The following is a 14,585-nucleotide window of genomic DNA, read 5'->3' on the forward strand; positions in this document are numbered from 1 at the left end:
ACCTGAATTGTTGTTTGTGAGGAATAAGGCAAGATGCTGTTTCGTACTCTTTACAGTAGATCATCTTTTATGATGGGCTTAGCATATTTATTGGATGGAAGGGCCGTTCCATCAGCGGCTTTTTGAATAAAGGGGGAGTAATAATATGACAACACTCGGTTTTATGTCTGTATCCCGCCGGCACGAAGAAGATTACGCCGGGGAATTGGCTGAAAGAGCGCCTCAATATAATGTGCGCTTAGCCCGCTTTACACCGTTTGATATATTTCCGGATTCTTTGCGCGTGAAAGCGCTCGTCTATCACCCGCAAAGCGGAAAGTGGAACGAAACGGAAATCGATATTCCCGAATATATTTACGACCGCTGTTTTTACGGAAAATCCGCTGAAGCGCAAAAAGCCAAACCGATCGTCGAATGGCTGAAAAAATATCCGAAAACGGAATTTATCGGGCGGGGGCTTCCTGATAAATGGACGGTCACGGATGCGCTCCAAAAGCATCACCTGATCAGTCCCTATATTCCTGAAACGGCCGAAGTCAGCCGCTATGAACAGGTGCAATCATACTTAGCCAAGGAAAAAGCATGTATACTTAAGCCCGCTTTCGGCGCGGGAGGCAGAGGCATCATCCTGCTTGAAACAGGCAAAAAATCAATTACGGCCACTTACTATATCGGAAAAAACAAACAAACAAAATCATTTTCCAATCACGTGTCTTTTAAGTCTTGGTGCAAAAAAAGTGCTGCAGCACCGCTATTTGCTTCAATCCTACTTAAATATCCAGGATAAAGAACGGCATCCGTGCGACATCCGCATTTTCATGCGCAAAACGGAGTCAGGCGTTTGGGAAACGGTCGGAAAAGCGGTCAGAAGGGGTTATCAGAACGGTCTTTTATCTCATTTGCCCGGAGGATCAGAACCGATTAAGTTTGACACATGGTTTGAGGAAATTCCGAGAAAGCAGCAGGCCGTTTTATTGGATGATGTCTTTTCGATCACCCAATCCGTCCCTTATTTCCTTGATGAACGGTTCGGACCGCTGTTTGAGCTGGGGCTCGATATTTGTTATGCCAAAGACGGACGCATCTGGCTTTTGGATGTCAATTCAAAGCCGGGACGGAAAGCTATTTTAAGCGTGGCTCCGGAGGCGAAAGAGGATTTGTATACGGGTCCGCTGAGACGCTTCCGCGAACTTCAGTCACAGGAAAGCAGGAAAGGAGTATTACCGCGTGAATCATAAAGGGATGATTGTCGGCATCGATAAAAAAAGCAAAAATACGCTGTTTCTCCCCTCCTCCATGAAACGGGAAGGGCTTTTATCCGCTGCCTTCGGGACCAAGGTTGTCAAATGCCGTGTAGCCTTTTCTCAATCACTTGAAAAAAGCGCGCTCCTTTCTGAAGATTTGTTTGAGGAGCTGTTGATACCGTATAAAAGCCGGGCTGACTTTCTCATACACGGCCAGACGGTGCACATCGGACCGCTGATCGGCGTTTTCACAGCCGGGTTCACATCATCGCCGTCCCGCCCGTTAAGAGACCGTACAGCCTTCTTTTCCAAGATGCTCTCACTTCATGAACAGGCGAACGGATATTGTTTCGTTTTCGGGGCTCATCAGATCAACTGGGAAGAAGGCACCGTCCAAGCGCTGATTTATAAAGAAAACAGCTGGAAACGGACGGCCGTCCCGCTTCCGAATGTCGTATATGACAGGCTCCCGAGCCGAAAAACGGAAGGAGTTCCGCTTTTACAGCAGACAAAACAGAGGCTGATGAATGACTATCAGATTCCGTGGTTTAATCCGCAATTCTTTAATAAATGGGACATTCATAAGCTTCTGGAAAAAAACAGTCTCACCGCTTCACTTCTGCCAAAATCTGTCCTGCACCCGAATGCAGAAGCGTTAGAGACGTTATGCAACACATTTGACACCGTCTATATCAAACCTGCAGACGGCGCACTCGGAACGGGGATTTACAGGGTGGAAAAAACAGATGCCGGCTTATCTGTCAAACACACGAATGAGGAAAAAACGGTGGTGACGGCAGAGTATTCAGATGCGGCATCCTTCATGAAATCATTTAAAGAAAACAATGACCCGTCCGCATTTTTAATTCAGCAAGGCATTGACCTGATCCGGCTGGATGGACGCCCCGTCGATTTCAGGGTGCACACGAATAAAAACGCCGAGGGGAAATGGACAGTGACGGCCATCGCGGCAAAAATTTCCGGTGAAAACAGCATCACGACGCATCTGGCAACCGGCGGAGAAGTCAGGACGTTAGCTGAATTATACGGCGATCCGCGAGAGAGAGTCGGCATGATGCGGAAACTTTCAAAAGCCGCCTTGGCGGTCAGCCGCGTGTTAAATGAGCACATTGAAGGTTTTATCGGCGAAATCGGTTTTGACCTCGGCGTCGATCATTCAGGGAAAGTTTGGATGTTTGAAGCCAATTCCCGCCCCGGGCGCAGCATTTTTTCCCATCCGAAGCTGAGATCGGTCGATTACCTGACAAAACGGAGAAATTTTGAATACGCGTCCTATTTATCAGAACGGTCCATCACCGCCCCGGAAAAACTTTGGCGGTGAGGCTGTCTTTTTTTGGTTTTACCCGGGACAGGCACAGAATGATGAGCTACAATGAACAAGATCAACATTTCCCACAAGGAGCGTGAACGTCATGATTTCGCACTTCAGCTGGAAACCGTTATTCAAAAAAGAGAAACTGCCCGGATGGCGGATTTCATTTTACTGGCAGGGTACGCATTACGAAGGGATTTACCATAAGTCCGGTGACATTGAATGGGGACACACACATCCGGGAAAAGAAGAGCCGGCGCTCGTAAAAGAGCTGCATGAATTAATGCTTTATCACATATATGACTGAAAGCTAAAAGCTCAGCCGCATCAGGCTGGGCTTTTCTTTTTCCTTCCGCTATTTACCACCCGGTTTTCCGAATGAGATGCCGTTTGATTCACCATAATACGTAGTACAAAGCGGCAAACAGCATTGGGTGAAGCCGAGCTGGCAATGGTTTTCATTCCGAAAATCATCGGCTGGTGCAATTCCAGCAAACCCAACCATACTACTTAATAAAGGAGATCATACAAATGGCAAACAACAACTCTTCAAACCAACTATTAGTACCCGGCGCTGCTCAAGCAATCGACCAAATGAAATACGAAATTGCTTCTGAGTTCGGCGTAAACCTTGGCGGAGAAACAACTTCTCGTGCAAACGGTTCTGTCGGAGGAGAAATCACGAAACGTTTAGTATCTTTCGCACAGCAGAACATGGGCGGCCAAGGCGTACAATAACTCAATAAATGGCTTACAGAAGGCGCGGGATACCGCGTCTTCTTTTATGCCGTCACCCTTTTTTCCTATTTCACATACCCTAGGAAAAAAGGAGGGAAAACATGTCATTCATTGCCTCAGTCAATTGGGAGCTGTTTCAGTTCGTAAGTGTTTCTTTGGTCAATGAATATGTTGCCCACCATTTCCCGTTTATTCACAGGCATTCTTTTCCCCGCTGCTTTGAATGATATAATGAGCGGCGAGGAGGTTTTTTACATGAACATCGCTTTACTCGGAGCAACGGGAAGAGTCGGACAGGCTTTTATAAAAGAAGCGCAGAAACATGGACACATGGAAATATTCGCTCTTGTCAGATCAGCCGGAACAGTCCTTCCCATTCCTGAAAAACAGATCATAACAGGGAATGCGAGGCGGCGGGAAGATGTAAGCCGATTGATTTCCAAAGCGGACACAGTCGTGAGCTGTCTCGGCACGGACGGTGACGATACCCTTTCAGCCGCTATGACCCATATAATAGACGGCATGAAACGGCATCATGTTCAGCGTCTGATTACGATCGGCACCGCGGGTATCCTTCAATCACGGCTTATGCCTGATCAATACCGTTTTGAATCGGCAGAATCAAAACGAAAATCAACAAGAGCCGCAAAGGAACACGCCCGCGTATACGAGATGCTGCTGGCAGAGGATCTTGACTGGACGATCATCTGCCCTACCTACCTTCCTGACGGAGACGCTGCCGGAGTTTACCGGTTCGAACAGGATCGCCTTCCTGAAGACGGCGCCGAAATCACAGTCGGAGACACGGCGCATTTTCTGTACCGCGAGCTGATCAGCCCGCAGTTTGTCAGAAAACGGGTAGGACTGGCTTACTGAATGAAAAAAAGGGCGAATCTTTTTGATTCACCCTTTCCGATTACACCGCGGATTTCGCCGTTCCTTTCTGTAATTCATACATTTGATGGTACTGCCCCTTTTGCGCCATTAATTCGTCATGGCTTCCCTTTTCAATGATGCGGCCCTTTTCCAGCACGAGAATCTGGTCTGCGTGTCTGATCGTGGAAAGCCGATGGGCGATAATAAATGTCGTGCGCCCTTCTTGAACGACTTGCAGCGCTTTTTGAATGACTGCTTCTGTTTCGGTGTCAATGTGCGCCGTCGCCTCATCCAAAATTAAAATGGCCGGATCGAACACAAGCGCTCTTGCAAAAGAAATCAGCTGACGCTGGCCTGAGGACAGTGTGCCGCCTTTTTCAGTGACGGGCTCTCTGATGCCCTTCGGCAAAGATTGCAGAAGACTTGCGGCGCCGACTTGGCGAAGCGCTTCTTCCGCCTGCTCCAAAGAAATACGCTGATCATCGAGGGTCACATTGGAGCCGATCGTTCCAGAGAAAAGATACGGATCTTGAAGCACGATCCCCATATGGGATCTCAGCTCCTGTCTTGACATGCCGTATATGCTTTTTCCGTCCAGCAGGATATCGCCTTTTTCGGCATCATAAAAACGGAACAGAAGATTCAGGATAGAGCTTTTGCCGGAACCCGTATGGCCGACGAGGGCGACCGTCTCCCCTTTTTCAGCTGTAAAGCTGATGTGTTTCAGCACCTCTTCTCCCTTTCGATATCCAAAAGAAACATCGCGGAATTCCACTGTCCCTTCCGCCTTTCTGTCTGCGGGAGCGCCTTCTTCTTCCGTTTCCTCCTCCTGTAAAAGCTCGAATACTCTGGCGGCAGAGACACGGGCCAATTCAAGCTTCGAAAATTGGTTGACAATCCCCGTAACCGGCTGGAACAAACGGTTTAAATAATCAACAAATGCATATAAAACACCGATCGAAACAATTCCGGCCGCACTCAGACTCGCGCCTCCGAAATACCAGATCAGCCCGACAAACGCCAGATTGCGCAACACATTGACAAGACTGTGGGACATGAGGGAATTTAAGGACAGCATTTTGTTTTTGTAGCGGAAATGAGCTTCATTCAATTCTTCAAATTCCTTCATCGTTTCCTTCTCGCGGCGGAACGCCTGAATAATCGGCATTCCTTGAATGGACTCATTCATTTTCGCATTGATGTCACTGTTAATAGAACGGATTTTTTGGTTGAAGACGGATGCGTATTTGCGGTACACAACCGACCAGATCATTAAAATCGGAATAATCAGAAGACAAACGGCGGCCAGCCTGACGTCAAGCATAAACAGCGCCGTAAAAATGCCGAGCATATAAACGCCGCTTGTGATAAATGTCGACAGCACCGTTACATATAAATCCCTGACCGCTTCTGTGTCATTCGTAATACGAGCCACGACTTTTCCGGCAGGCAGATTATCAAAGTAGCGGATCGGCATTTTCTGAATGTGTGAAAATACATCCTGCCTCATGCGCTGTATGATCCGGTTCGCTCCCATCTGCAGCAGATAATGCTGACCGTAATGAAAACATACGGAAAACATGAGCAGTCCCGCGTAAATGGCGGTCAACGTCAGCAATCCTTTTATTTCCGGACGGTAAAATTCAAAAATCTCCTGTCTTGATAACCTAATGGCGGGATATGACCTGCTTTCTTTACCGTTTGATATTGTCAGCCGGTCGTCAGCCACCGAACGGTTTCCGTCAAAACTGACGGGACGGTCAACAAAATAGTAGCCCGCACCGACTTGATAAATGTGCGCCTCTCCGGTTTTATCCGCCTCCGGTTTGAGCCGGTCCTCCCTGACATAATCATGCCCCCGGAACCTGACGGCGCCCGGATCGTCCGCAGAGGCTTTAACCCATGTTTTTTCAATGCCGAGAATGTGGTCGTCAATCATTTTTTTTTTCCGATAAACGGGCCGGTCAGCTCAGTGCCGACCGCAATAATGAGCAGGACGACCGCCCATATCAGCAGCTTCTTATATTGAAGCGCGTAATTCCATAATCTTCTCCCGGTCTTCATGCGCCCGTCCCCCCTTCTTCAAGAGAGAACAGCTGCTTGCCTCTCATATTGTTTTCGATACCAGCCGTTCTGCTCCAATAGCTCCCGGTGCGTGCCTCTTTCAGATACCCGGCCTTCATCCATGACGAGAATGAGATCTGCGTGTTCAACTGCCGAGAGCCGGTGGGTGGTGATAATCGTTGTTTTATGCCGCCGTTTTTTACGGATGCTGTCAATGATGGCGGCTTCCGTTTTCGCGTCTACGGCAGAAAGCGAATCATCTAATATGAGAATGTCAGGATCGGTCAAAAGCGCTCTCGCAATTGAAATGCGCTGCTTTTGTCCGCCCGAGAGCGCTACGCCCTTCTCGCCGACAAGCGTCTCAAGCCCGTCGGAAAGCATGCCGATATCGTTTTCAAAATGCGCATCTTTCAACGCGCCGCCGATTTCCTCTTCGTTTGCATCCTGCCGTCCGTAAAGCAGATTCTCCTTTACAGTCTTAGAAAATAAAATATGATCCTGCGGCACATAGCCGATCCACCCGCGGAGCTCCTCAAGCGGGATCTCCTGAATCGGAACGCCTGTAAACGTGATTGCTCCCGCCCCGGGCGGATATTCACGCAACAGCTGCTTAATGATCGTCGTCTTTCCGCTTCCCGTCTTCCCGACAATGCCGAGTGTCTGCCCTTTTTCTACGGAAAAAGATACATCGGAAACCGCCGGTCCCGCTCCGCTCGGATACGTGAAAGTCACTTGTTCAAAAACAAGACGCCCGGGCTCCTTGATGCCGGCGGGGCGCTTGGGCCCGATCACGTCAGGCTCATAGGAAAGCGTCTCATTGACACGATCCAAGGAGGCATTGCCGCGCTGCATGATATTGATTAATTCTCCAATCGCAAACATCGGCCAGATCATCATTCCAAGGTACACGTTAAACGATACCAGCTCTCCCAGCGTCAGCCGGTTTTGAAAAACGAGATAAGCGCCGTAGCCGAGACCGATGAGATAGCTGAGGCCGACGAGAAGTTTCACAGTCGGTTCAAAAAGTGAATCGATAAACGCCACCTTCATATTTTTCTCATATACATCCGCCGTCATATCACCGAACCGGCTGACATCATTTTTTTCCTGTACGAAAGCCCGGATGACCCGGACGCCAGATACCGACTCCAGCACCTTGTCATTTAATGATCCGAAAGCATCCTGCGCTTCCGTAAACCGCTCATGGATCTTTTTTCCGTACAGGCTGACCGCAGCCGCCATTATCGGCAGCGGAATAATCGCGGCAAATGTCAGCTTCCAGCTGATGAGAAGCCCCATTGTCAAAAATATCGTCAGCATATACATCGTCGAATCAACGAGCGTTAAGACCCCGAAGCCCGTCGTCATACTGACGGCCTGCAGGTCATTTGTCCCCCGCGCCATTAAATCGCCCGTTCTGTATTTCTCGTAAAACGGCGGTGACATTTGAAGAAGCCTTCCCATCAGTTTTGATCGGAGAATCTTCTCCATGACATTCGCCCCGCCGAAAAGCTGATACATCCAAAAATAAGACAGTAAATAGACGGCTGCCGTTAATGCGAGAAAAACACATATGTAAAACATCATCCCGCTTTTCGTAAACACGCCCGCCTTCATATCGTCTATCGCGTTACCGAGAAGTTTAGGCGGAAACATCTCAATGACATTCACAATCAATAACAGAACAATCGCTGTCGTATAGCGCAGCCAATAGGCTTTAAAAAACCACGCGAGCTTTTTTAATACAGTAAACAAATACCGTCATCCCCTTTCATCAATCAGCCGCCCTCAAGCTTTTCCGGATTGTTTTTCATTGTTTTCGCTAATGCCGCCACATGCATCACACCTGTCTTTCTTTCATTTTTTTGTATAAAAAAAGACATGAAGCCTCAGCTCCATGCCTCTTATTATTATAAATAAGGTACAGACCCGCCGTTTATGCGCGACTGCCCCGTTTTTAAGCAAATGTTCAGAAAACGGAAGCTGTATGGGAGTCACGCCGGTATTCAGCTGAAGATGAGTTGACAAGCTTTAGTTTTGACATGATCCATACCTCCTTTTTCCCTATATTGTTCCTTCATCATATAAACAAATCCTTTTTTTGTCAATGCAGGTTTTACATTTCTGCTGCACGGGTATTGTAAAACAAACCTTTTTTACTGAAAGGATGAGGCTGATGTTTCACGCAGACCGGTTGATAGCAGCTTTTGACGGAAGTGATGATAGTAAAAAAGCGCTCCAAAAAGCCATAGACCTTTCAAAAACGTTTCACGCGGATTTAACGGTCGTACATTCCCACAATGCAAAAGATACCCAGACGATTGTTGATCCCCCGAGGCCGGGAGCCGGGGCAACGTATATCGTCGGCGGGATTGCAAGCGTTCCTGACCCGCTCCAGGCGGAAAGAATCTCCCCTGATCCGATGATTTATGAAGACCGTACGGAAGAAATCGTTGCGGAAGCGAGAATGCTGATGAACGACAGCCAGATTGACGGGGATATCGACATTTTAGAAGGTGATCCCGCTGATGCCATTATTGAGCATGCCGACCGTATATCGGCGGATTTGATCGTCATGGGGAGCCGGGACCAGAACAGGCTGAAAAAACTTTTATTCGGAAGCGTCAGTGAAAAACTGTCATCGAAATCCGATATTCCCGTGCTGATCGTAAAATAATTCTTTCTGTAAAGCAGCTTAATCAAAAGCTGCTTTTTTTACAGCTCCCGGCTGTTTTTTCTTTTTTTCGGCATCACAAAAAAACTCGCCATGATCAAAAAATCGATGCACAATACGACAGACCAGCCCTTTAACAGTCCGCTGAGCGCTTCGGTGCGGGAAGCGTCCTGAATGAGAAATACCGTTCCGGCTAAAAGAACGCCGCCGATGACAAATGCTAATACATGTCTTCCCCATCCTTTTGCATAATGTTTGGCATAATCCAGTCCGTACCGCTTGACCGGTTTTGCCCCTTCCTTTACCACATAATAGCGGAACCGCTCATCCGCCCATTGAATCATGCTTTTTCCGAAGGCGACAGACACTCCGATATAAACGGCCGCCACTGCATGCGCCATAGTCGCCGCCGCCCCTCTGTATAAATCAGCTGCGGCCGCCAGAAACAGTACGGCATCCAATATAGGAATGAGAGCGAAAAAAAACATTCCGAGCTTTTGCCGCCTGAATATATAGCGCGCCGCCAATCCGAAGATGACAGCCGCCCAAAAAGCAGCCTCACAAATGACAATCAACCAAGCAATCGCGTTCAATCCGGTTCCCCCTTATCGTTTTCTAAAATGCATTGTATCACTGCTTTTTATTTAATACAACTGTATTACAAAATTGCAAGAAAAAATATTTCCTGTTACACTGGAACCATGCCTAAAATAATCGATCATGAAAAAAGAAGAAAACAAATAGCCGAAGCCACTTGGCGGACGATTTTGGAGCGGGGAATGGAAGGAGCGACAGTGAGAAACATCGCCCAAGAAGCGGGTCTTTCTTTAGGCGCGCTGAGGCACTATTTCACCACCCAGGATGAGCTTTTAGGGTATGCGATGACACTCGTAAAAGAAAAAGCGGCCGCCAGAATTAACGAAGTTGCCATGCAAGATCTGCCGCCGAAAGAAAAAGCGGTGCGTCTGATGCTTGAAATTATCCCGACAGACGAAGAAACGATGGCTGAAATGGAGGTATGGTTCGCTTTCACAGCTTATGCCAGACATAAGGGAGAAGAGTTTCAACCCCAGCAGGACGGGATCTTGGCATATATCCGCGGCCTGATTGACTGGCTGGATGAAAATAAGCTTCTGAAACCAAATCTTGATAAAGAAACCGAAGCGGAGAAAATGTACGCTATCGCCGACGGATTGGCGCTGCATGCCATGCTTGAACCTGATCGTCTTTCAAAAGAGAAGATCTCCCGTGTACTCGTTCAGCATATCGAATCTCTTTTTATCTGACTGAAGCAAAAAGGCCGGATGTGTTCCGGCCTTTTTTCAGCTTATGACTGAACGCCGAGCTCCTGCTGAATGTGCGACTGAAATGCCTCCTGAATCGTTTTGGCTACAGGTCCCGGCGATCCGCTTCCGACCGGTTTTCCGTCAAGGGTTACGATCGGGATTAATTCAGACGTCGTTGACGAGATGAAAATTTCATCCGCATCTCTGAGTTCGTCTTCGGTAAGAGCCTTCTCCCGCACCTCAATCCCGTTTTCTTTCATCAGCTCTAACAGTTTCATCCGCGTAATGCCGTTTAAAATCAGCTCATTTGCAGGATGCGTCCGGACGGTGCCGTTTATGACGGCGTATACATTGGATGAGGTTCCTTCCGTGACCGCTCCGTCCCTTATCAGCACCGCTTCATAAGCGCCTGCTTCATAGGCTTTTTGTTTTACCATCACATTATACAGTAAATTCAGACTCTTAATGTCACACCTCAGCCAGCGTTTGTCCTCCGCCGTGATGGCCTGCGCTCCGGCTTGTTGTTCATTTTCCGGTTTTTTCACTGAAAAGGTGTATGCCGTCGTCTGCGGCTCCAAACCTTCGTCATACTGGTGCTTCCGCGGCGCCTTCCCTCTCGTCGTCTGTATATAGACCCCGCCGTCAATGAGTTTGTTTTCCTGTACGAGCTTTTGCAGATCCCATTCTATGTCCTCTGCGGAGAACGGCAGGGTGATGCCGATTTCTGCGGCGCTTCTGAAAAGACGGACGATATGCTCACGCAGACCGAATAAGGCGCCGTTATACACTCTGATGACCTCATACACACCGTCACCGAATTGATACCCGCGGTCCTCAATATCAACTGCCGCTTCTTCACGATCAATCAACTGGCCGTTTACTAATGTCTTCATGTAAACCCTCCTAATCGTTATCTGCCGTGATGTGCATTCTCAGCTGTTATTGTCAACTATTCTATCATACTGAACGAGCCGGCTGCGGAGTTTATTTTTTTCTTAAAATCTTATTATTCGACATCTTTTCTATGTCTTTTCCAGTTTTGTTCCTGTATACTTGATTCGACATACATATGCTGTTAACTTATGGCACTTCGCAAGCCTCCGCTGTTATCGGCATTATGCAGAAACTTATGCTACTGGAGAGATTGTTATGCGCAACACAAAAGAAGGTGCTTCCCCTTCTCTGTTTTCATTAGCTTTTAAACTTACGAGTTTAGCAGTTTTGTGCGGACTGCTTCTGGTAATCGTCATAATGGGATATTCCGCTTCCGCCGCAAAAAACAAACAGGTCACCGTGACCGCAAACGGGCAGCTTCGGGATGAAGCAGAAAGCCTGCGGCTGAAAAATGATTCTCCCGACGTCTTAATGAAACATTTGCAGAAAGAGCGTGACCCAGGGAAAAAAACGGTATATTTAACCTTCGACGACGGGCCGTCTCCATATACTGAACAGCTGTTGAATGTATTGAAGGCAAATGGCGCAAAGGCCACTTTTTTTATGCTTGAACCGCGGATGAAAGCCTATAAGCATTCCGTGCAAAGAGCGAAGCAGGAAGGAATCGCGCTCGGCCTGCACGGCGTGACGCACGATAATCACCTGTTTTATCAAACACCGACATCGCCGCTGAACGAAATGCAGCAGGGACGCGATACGCTCGAGACAATCACTGGAGTAAAAACGGATCTTGTCCGCACGCCTTACGGCAGTAAACCGTCATTGACGGATGCCCAGATTAAGAATCTCGAAAAAGGCGGATTCGTGTACTGGGACTGGACGATAGACAGTGAAGACTGGAAGTACAAAAACGCACGGTACGTGCCGGAAGTATTGAATCAGCTCGCATATTTGGAAAGCGTTCATACGAGCAGGCCGCATGTCATTTTAATGCACGATCTGCCTGCGACGGTGCACGCTTTACCGAGCCTGATTCAAAAACTGAAAGCCCAGGGCTACTCCTTTGATGTTCTGACGGATCAAATGATTCCCGTCCATGAATAAAAAAAGCCGGATCTGTATATGATCCGGCTTTTTTTATGTCGAAGCGCTGATCCGTTTTGCAAATTCACCGATCTTCTCATGGATGACAAGATCAAATAAATGGTCGCAATATGTCGGCTCAAGGTTAATGATCACCTGCTTCAAACCGGGAATCCGGTCCGCATCCTCAGGGACAAACCTTGCCGGCGCCACTTCAAGCGAAGTGCCGATCACAAGAAGAAGATCGGCTTTATCAAGCTTTTCATAAAGGGTTTCAAAATGCTGAACGAGATCGCCGAACAGCACGACATCCGTTTTTAATACGGTGCCGCATACCGCATGATCACCGATTTCGGCCGTACATTCCGGCACTTCGTCCTTCAGCAGATGAGAAAGCCCGTAGCGCGCTCCGCAGCGGGGGCATGCGGCGGTCTGAATTGAACCGTGAAGCTCATAGACACTGCTGCTTCCCGCTTTCTTATGCAGCCCGTCAATATTCTGCGTGAAAATGTCTACCTGCTTTCCCCGCTTTTCAAGATCCGCCAAATACGTATGGCCGGCATTCGGCTCATAGCTTCCGCTCATTTTCATCTGAAAGAGCTGTTTGAATTTAGGCCAGAATTCACGCGGACGGCGTTCAAAGTATTCCCTGCTCATCGCTTCCATTCTGGAGGTGTCTTCGGTCCATATACCGCCCGCCGAACGAAAATCGGGAATGCCGGATTCCGTGCTCATTCCCGCTCCCGTCAGCACCAGGATACGTTCAGCCTGATTGATCAATGTTATAAACGCTTCCACTCTTCCACCGCCTTTTCTTTTTATCATATCATGAAAAAAGAACGGCGCCTGTTATGCCCGTTCTTTTTCTCCGGAATGATCCTTCACATGAACCGGATCATCGTGGCTCTTCTGTTTTACGAATACATTCTGGCCCGGATAGGCGAACTCCACGCCTTCCTCAGCAAAAATATCAATAATCCGGCGGTTGATATCCTGCCGCACGTCCAGGCTTTCCGCCCAGACGATGGTCTTTGTGTAAAAGTTGAAAAACAGATTGTAATAGCTGTCCGCAAACACGTCAAAGTTAACCATAATCGTATCATCATGCACGCCTTCATGTTCACGAAGCATTTCTCTGAGCCTTGTGATACACCGCTCTAAACGATCAATCGGCGTCGCATAAGAAACACGAACGGAAAACGTGACCTGGCGCTTCGTCATCCTCGTCCAGTTTGTGATGGCTTCCATGGACAGCGTTGAATTGGGTACGGTAACAAGCGCCCCCTGCGCCGTCCGGAACCTTGTGCTTCGGAATGTGATATCTTCAACGCCCCCCGTCACAGATGACGTCTCGACCCAGTCGCCGATCGTAAACGGCTTTTCCGTAATGATGATAATGCCGCCGAAAAAATTGCTGATCGTATCTTTAGCCGCAAGCGCGAAGGCCAAGCCGCCAAGTCCGAGTCCGGCCACGAACCCGTTTACATCATAATTGAATTCCTGCGCGATCACACTGACGCTGAGCGCGAGAATGACAAAGCGCAGCACCTTGGATAAAAACGGCGCCAAAATGTCATCCATATCCAGCTCAAAGCGCTGATTGACTTTATGAAATAAAAACGAAGACGCCGATGTCAGGTTGCAAAGCCCCCAGGCGATCAGCGCTATGATCAAAGAGCGGTACATTTTTTTGACAATGTCCATCTGCCCGTCTAAAAACGGCGAATACTCAATCGCCAAAAACAGACCCAGCGCCACGAAAAACCATCTGGCCGGCTTGTCAAACGCTACGGCAATCTGTTTGAATATGTCGGTTTTCGGCTTGTTCGCCAATTTGTAAATGAGCTGAAAAAAGTATTTGACAAACAGTTTTCTCAAAACGAGAAAAGCCGCTAAAATTCCGATGCTGATACTGATCTGCAAAATATGGTCAAGAGTAAAAAAGCTCTGAAATTGTGTCATCATGGCATATGCTCCTTTGTCTTGTCGAAAATCTATTATACTAAAACATTCGGACATCAGCCTGTTTTAATGTCTTTAGGCAGCCTGAAAAACCCCGGCATCAGAGCACAGCCGGGGTTTTCACACATTCGTTCATCTTTCAGCCAGATACAACAGGGTCAGGCACTATTTCTTCTTTGATTGTGTCTGTTTCAGGAGAGTCGCTTTTTGGATTTCAGCATCGGTTTCGGCCTTAATTCTTTCTTCCACTTTCAATCTCCCTTTTCCCATGATCTCGCCTCCTTTTTGCCATTATAAAACATCACTGCGGATTGTAAACCGAAAAAAGCACTATCTTTATTCCAAAAAAAATACTGTTTTGCACATTCACCAGTTTGAATCGCTGTGCATATACGAATCTGATATAATAACAGAAATGCCCATGAGGGGAG

General features: G+C 47.9%; 14 protein-coding genes and 3 pseudogenes. 10 read left to right on the top strand and 7 right to left on the bottom strand.

Annotation, left to right across the window (positions count from 1 at the left end; genetic code table 11):
- Positions 1-163: 163 nt before the first annotated feature.
- From MJQ52_RS06210 to MJQ52_RS06240, 7 genes and pseudogenes are all read left to right on the top strand, one after another.
- A pseudogene (locus tag MJQ52_RS06210) lies at positions 164-598 on the top strand (YheC/YheD family protein); the annotation flags it as partial.
- Between the two features lie 34 nt (positions 599-632).
- Positions 633-1,238: a YheC/YheD family protein gene (locus MJQ52_RS06215; RefSeq protein WP_434181866.1), complete on the top strand. Its 606-nt coding sequence runs from the start codon at positions 633-635 to the stop codon at positions 1,236-1,238.
- Positions 1,228-2,586: a YheC/YheD family protein gene (locus MJQ52_RS06220; RefSeq protein WP_053573527.1), complete on the top strand. Its 1,359-nt coding sequence runs from the start codon at positions 1,228-1,230 to the stop codon at positions 2,584-2,586. Before MJQ52_RS06215 ends, MJQ52_RS06220 begins: the two co-directional genes overlap by 11 nt.
- An 82-nt stretch (positions 2,587-2,668) precedes the next feature.
- The gene (locus MJQ52_RS06225; RefSeq protein ID WP_012117190.1) at positions 2,669-2,884 is read left to right on the top strand and encodes a YheE family protein; all 216 of its coding nucleotides are present in this window, start codon (positions 2,669-2,671) and stop codon (positions 2,882-2,884) included.
- 224 nt (positions 2,885-3,108) lie between these two features.
- Positions 3,109-3,315: an alpha/beta-type small acid-soluble spore protein gene (locus tag MJQ52_RS06230; RefSeq protein WP_003155280.1), complete on the top strand. Its 207-nt coding sequence runs from the start codon at positions 3,109-3,111 to the stop codon at positions 3,313-3,315.
- Positions 3,316-3,416: 101 nt separating this feature from the next.
- Positions 3,417-3,542: a hypothetical protein gene (locus MJQ52_RS06235; protein WP_003155283.1), complete on the top strand. Its 126-nt coding sequence runs from the start codon at positions 3,417-3,419 to the stop codon at positions 3,540-3,542.
- Between the two features lie 28 nt (positions 3,543-3,570).
- Entirely contained in the window at positions 3,571-4,191 is a 621-nt protein-coding gene (locus tag MJQ52_RS06240) for an NAD(P)-dependent oxidoreductase (RefSeq protein WP_003155285.1), read from the top strand.
- A 40-nt stretch (positions 4,192-4,231) separates the two neighbouring features.
- Here MJQ52_RS06240 and MJQ52_RS06245 read toward each other — a convergent pair.
- Positions 4,232-6,255: pseudogene (locus tag MJQ52_RS06245) on the bottom strand (ABC transporter ATP-binding protein).
- Positions 6,252-8,010, bottom strand: a pseudogene (locus tag MJQ52_RS06250) (ABC transporter ATP-binding protein). The pseudogenes MJQ52_RS06245 and MJQ52_RS06250 overlap by 4 nt, the downstream one beginning before the upstream one ends.
- A gap of 421 nt (positions 8,011-8,431) precedes the next feature.
- Here MJQ52_RS06250 and MJQ52_RS06255 point away from each other — a divergent pair.
- Positions 8,432-8,932, top strand: coding sequence for a universal stress protein (locus MJQ52_RS06255; protein ID WP_276123242.1), 501 nt, complete (start codon positions 8,432-8,434; stop codon positions 8,930-8,932).
- A 38-nt stretch (positions 8,933-8,970) separates the two neighbouring features.
- Here the strand turns inward: MJQ52_RS06255 and MJQ52_RS06260 are convergent, their stop codons facing one another.
- Positions 8,971-9,522, bottom strand: a complete 552-nt coding sequence (locus MJQ52_RS06260) for a hypothetical protein (protein ID WP_060657740.1) — start codon at positions 9,520-9,522, stop codon at positions 8,971-8,973.
- Between the two features lie 108 nt (positions 9,523-9,630).
- Between MJQ52_RS06260 and MJQ52_RS06265 the strand changes: the two genes are divergently transcribed.
- A complete protein-coding gene (locus MJQ52_RS06265) occupies positions 9,631-10,215 on the top strand; it encodes a TetR/AcrR family transcriptional regulator (RefSeq protein ID WP_265210048.1) in 585 nt (194 codons plus the stop codon).
- A gap of 41 nt (positions 10,216-10,256) precedes the next feature.
- On the opposite strand, the gene dat is transcribed toward MJQ52_RS06265, so the two are convergent.
- On the bottom strand, positions 10,257-11,108 hold the full coding sequence (gene dat, locus MJQ52_RS06270) for a D-amino-acid transaminase (protein ID WP_102422413.1): 852 nt from the start codon (positions 11,106-11,108) through the stop codon (positions 10,257-10,259).
- Between the two features lie 256 nt (positions 11,109-11,364).
- Between dat and MJQ52_RS06275 the strand changes: the two genes are divergently transcribed.
- Positions 11,365-12,213, top strand: a complete 849-nt coding sequence (locus MJQ52_RS06275; protein ID WP_031378441.1) for a polysaccharide deacetylase family protein — start codon at positions 11,365-11,367, stop codon at positions 12,211-12,213.
- Between the two features lie 33 nt (positions 12,214-12,246).
- Here MJQ52_RS06275 and MJQ52_RS06280 read toward each other — a convergent pair whose 3' ends face one another.
- The 3 genes from MJQ52_RS06280 to MJQ52_RS06290 all read right to left on the bottom strand — a co-directional run bounded on the left by MJQ52_RS06280 (position 12,247) and on the right by MJQ52_RS06290 (position 14,424).
- A complete protein-coding gene (locus MJQ52_RS06280; RefSeq protein WP_217365421.1) occupies positions 12,247-13,017 on the bottom strand; it encodes an NAD-dependent protein deacylase in 771 nt (256 codons plus the stop codon).
- A gap of 24 nt (positions 13,018-13,041) precedes the next feature.
- Entirely contained in the window at positions 13,042-14,157 is a 1,116-nt protein-coding gene (locus MJQ52_RS06285) for a mechanosensitive ion channel family protein (protein ID WP_003155296.1), read from the bottom strand.
- A 162-nt stretch (positions 14,158-14,319) separates the two neighbouring features.
- The gene (locus MJQ52_RS06290) at positions 14,320-14,424 is read right to left on the bottom strand and encodes a YhdX family protein (RefSeq protein ID WP_003155299.1); all 105 of its coding nucleotides are present in this window, start codon (positions 14,422-14,424) and stop codon (positions 14,320-14,322) included.
- Between the last annotated feature and the right edge of the window lie 161 nt (positions 14,425-14,585).

It is taken from the genome of Bacillus sp. jun7, assembly GCF_051034795.1.
GTDB classification, from domain to species: domain Bacteria; phylum Bacillota; class Bacilli; order Bacillales; family Bacillaceae; genus Bacillus; species Bacillus velezensis.

Bases quoted from the DNA above. Each gene is read 5' to 3' on its own strand.
- MJQ52_RS06275 (WP_031378441.1), top strand. From the start codon at position 11,365: ATGCGCAACACAAAAGAAGGTGCTTCCCCTTCTCTGTTTTCATTAGCT.
- MJQ52_RS06255 (WP_276123242.1), top strand. From the start codon at position 8,432: ATGTTTCACGCAGACCGGTTGATAGCAGCTTTTGACGGAAGTGATGAT.
- MJQ52_RS06235 (WP_003155283.1), top strand. From the start codon at position 3,417: ATGTCATTCATTGCCTCAGTCAATTGGGAGCTGTTTCAGTTCGTAAGT.
- dat (WP_102422413.1), bottom strand. From the start codon at position 11,108: ATGAAGACATTAGTAAACGGCCAGTTGATTGATCGTGAAGAAGCGGCA.
- MJQ52_RS06265 (WP_265210048.1), top strand. From the start codon at position 9,631: ATGCCTAAAATAATCGATCATGAAAAAAGAAGAAAACAAATAGCCGAA.
- MJQ52_RS06285 (WP_003155296.1), bottom strand. From the start codon at position 14,157: ATGATGACACAATTTCAGAGCTTTTTTACTCTTGACCATATTTTGCAG.
- MJQ52_RS06280 (WP_217365421.1), bottom strand. From the start codon at position 13,017: ATGATAAAAAGAAAAGGCGGTGGAAGAGTGGAAGCGTTTATAACATTG.
- MJQ52_RS06290 (WP_003155299.1), bottom strand. From the start codon at position 14,424: ATGGGAAAAGGGAGATTGAAAGTGGAAGAAAGAATTAAGGCCGAAACC.
- MJQ52_RS06240 (WP_003155285.1), top strand. From the start codon at position 3,571: ATGAACATCGCTTTACTCGGAGCAACGGGAAGAGTCGGACAGGCTTTT.
- MJQ52_RS06230 (WP_003155280.1), top strand. From the start codon at position 3,109: ATGGCAAACAACAACTCTTCAAACCAACTATTAGTACCCGGCGCTGCT.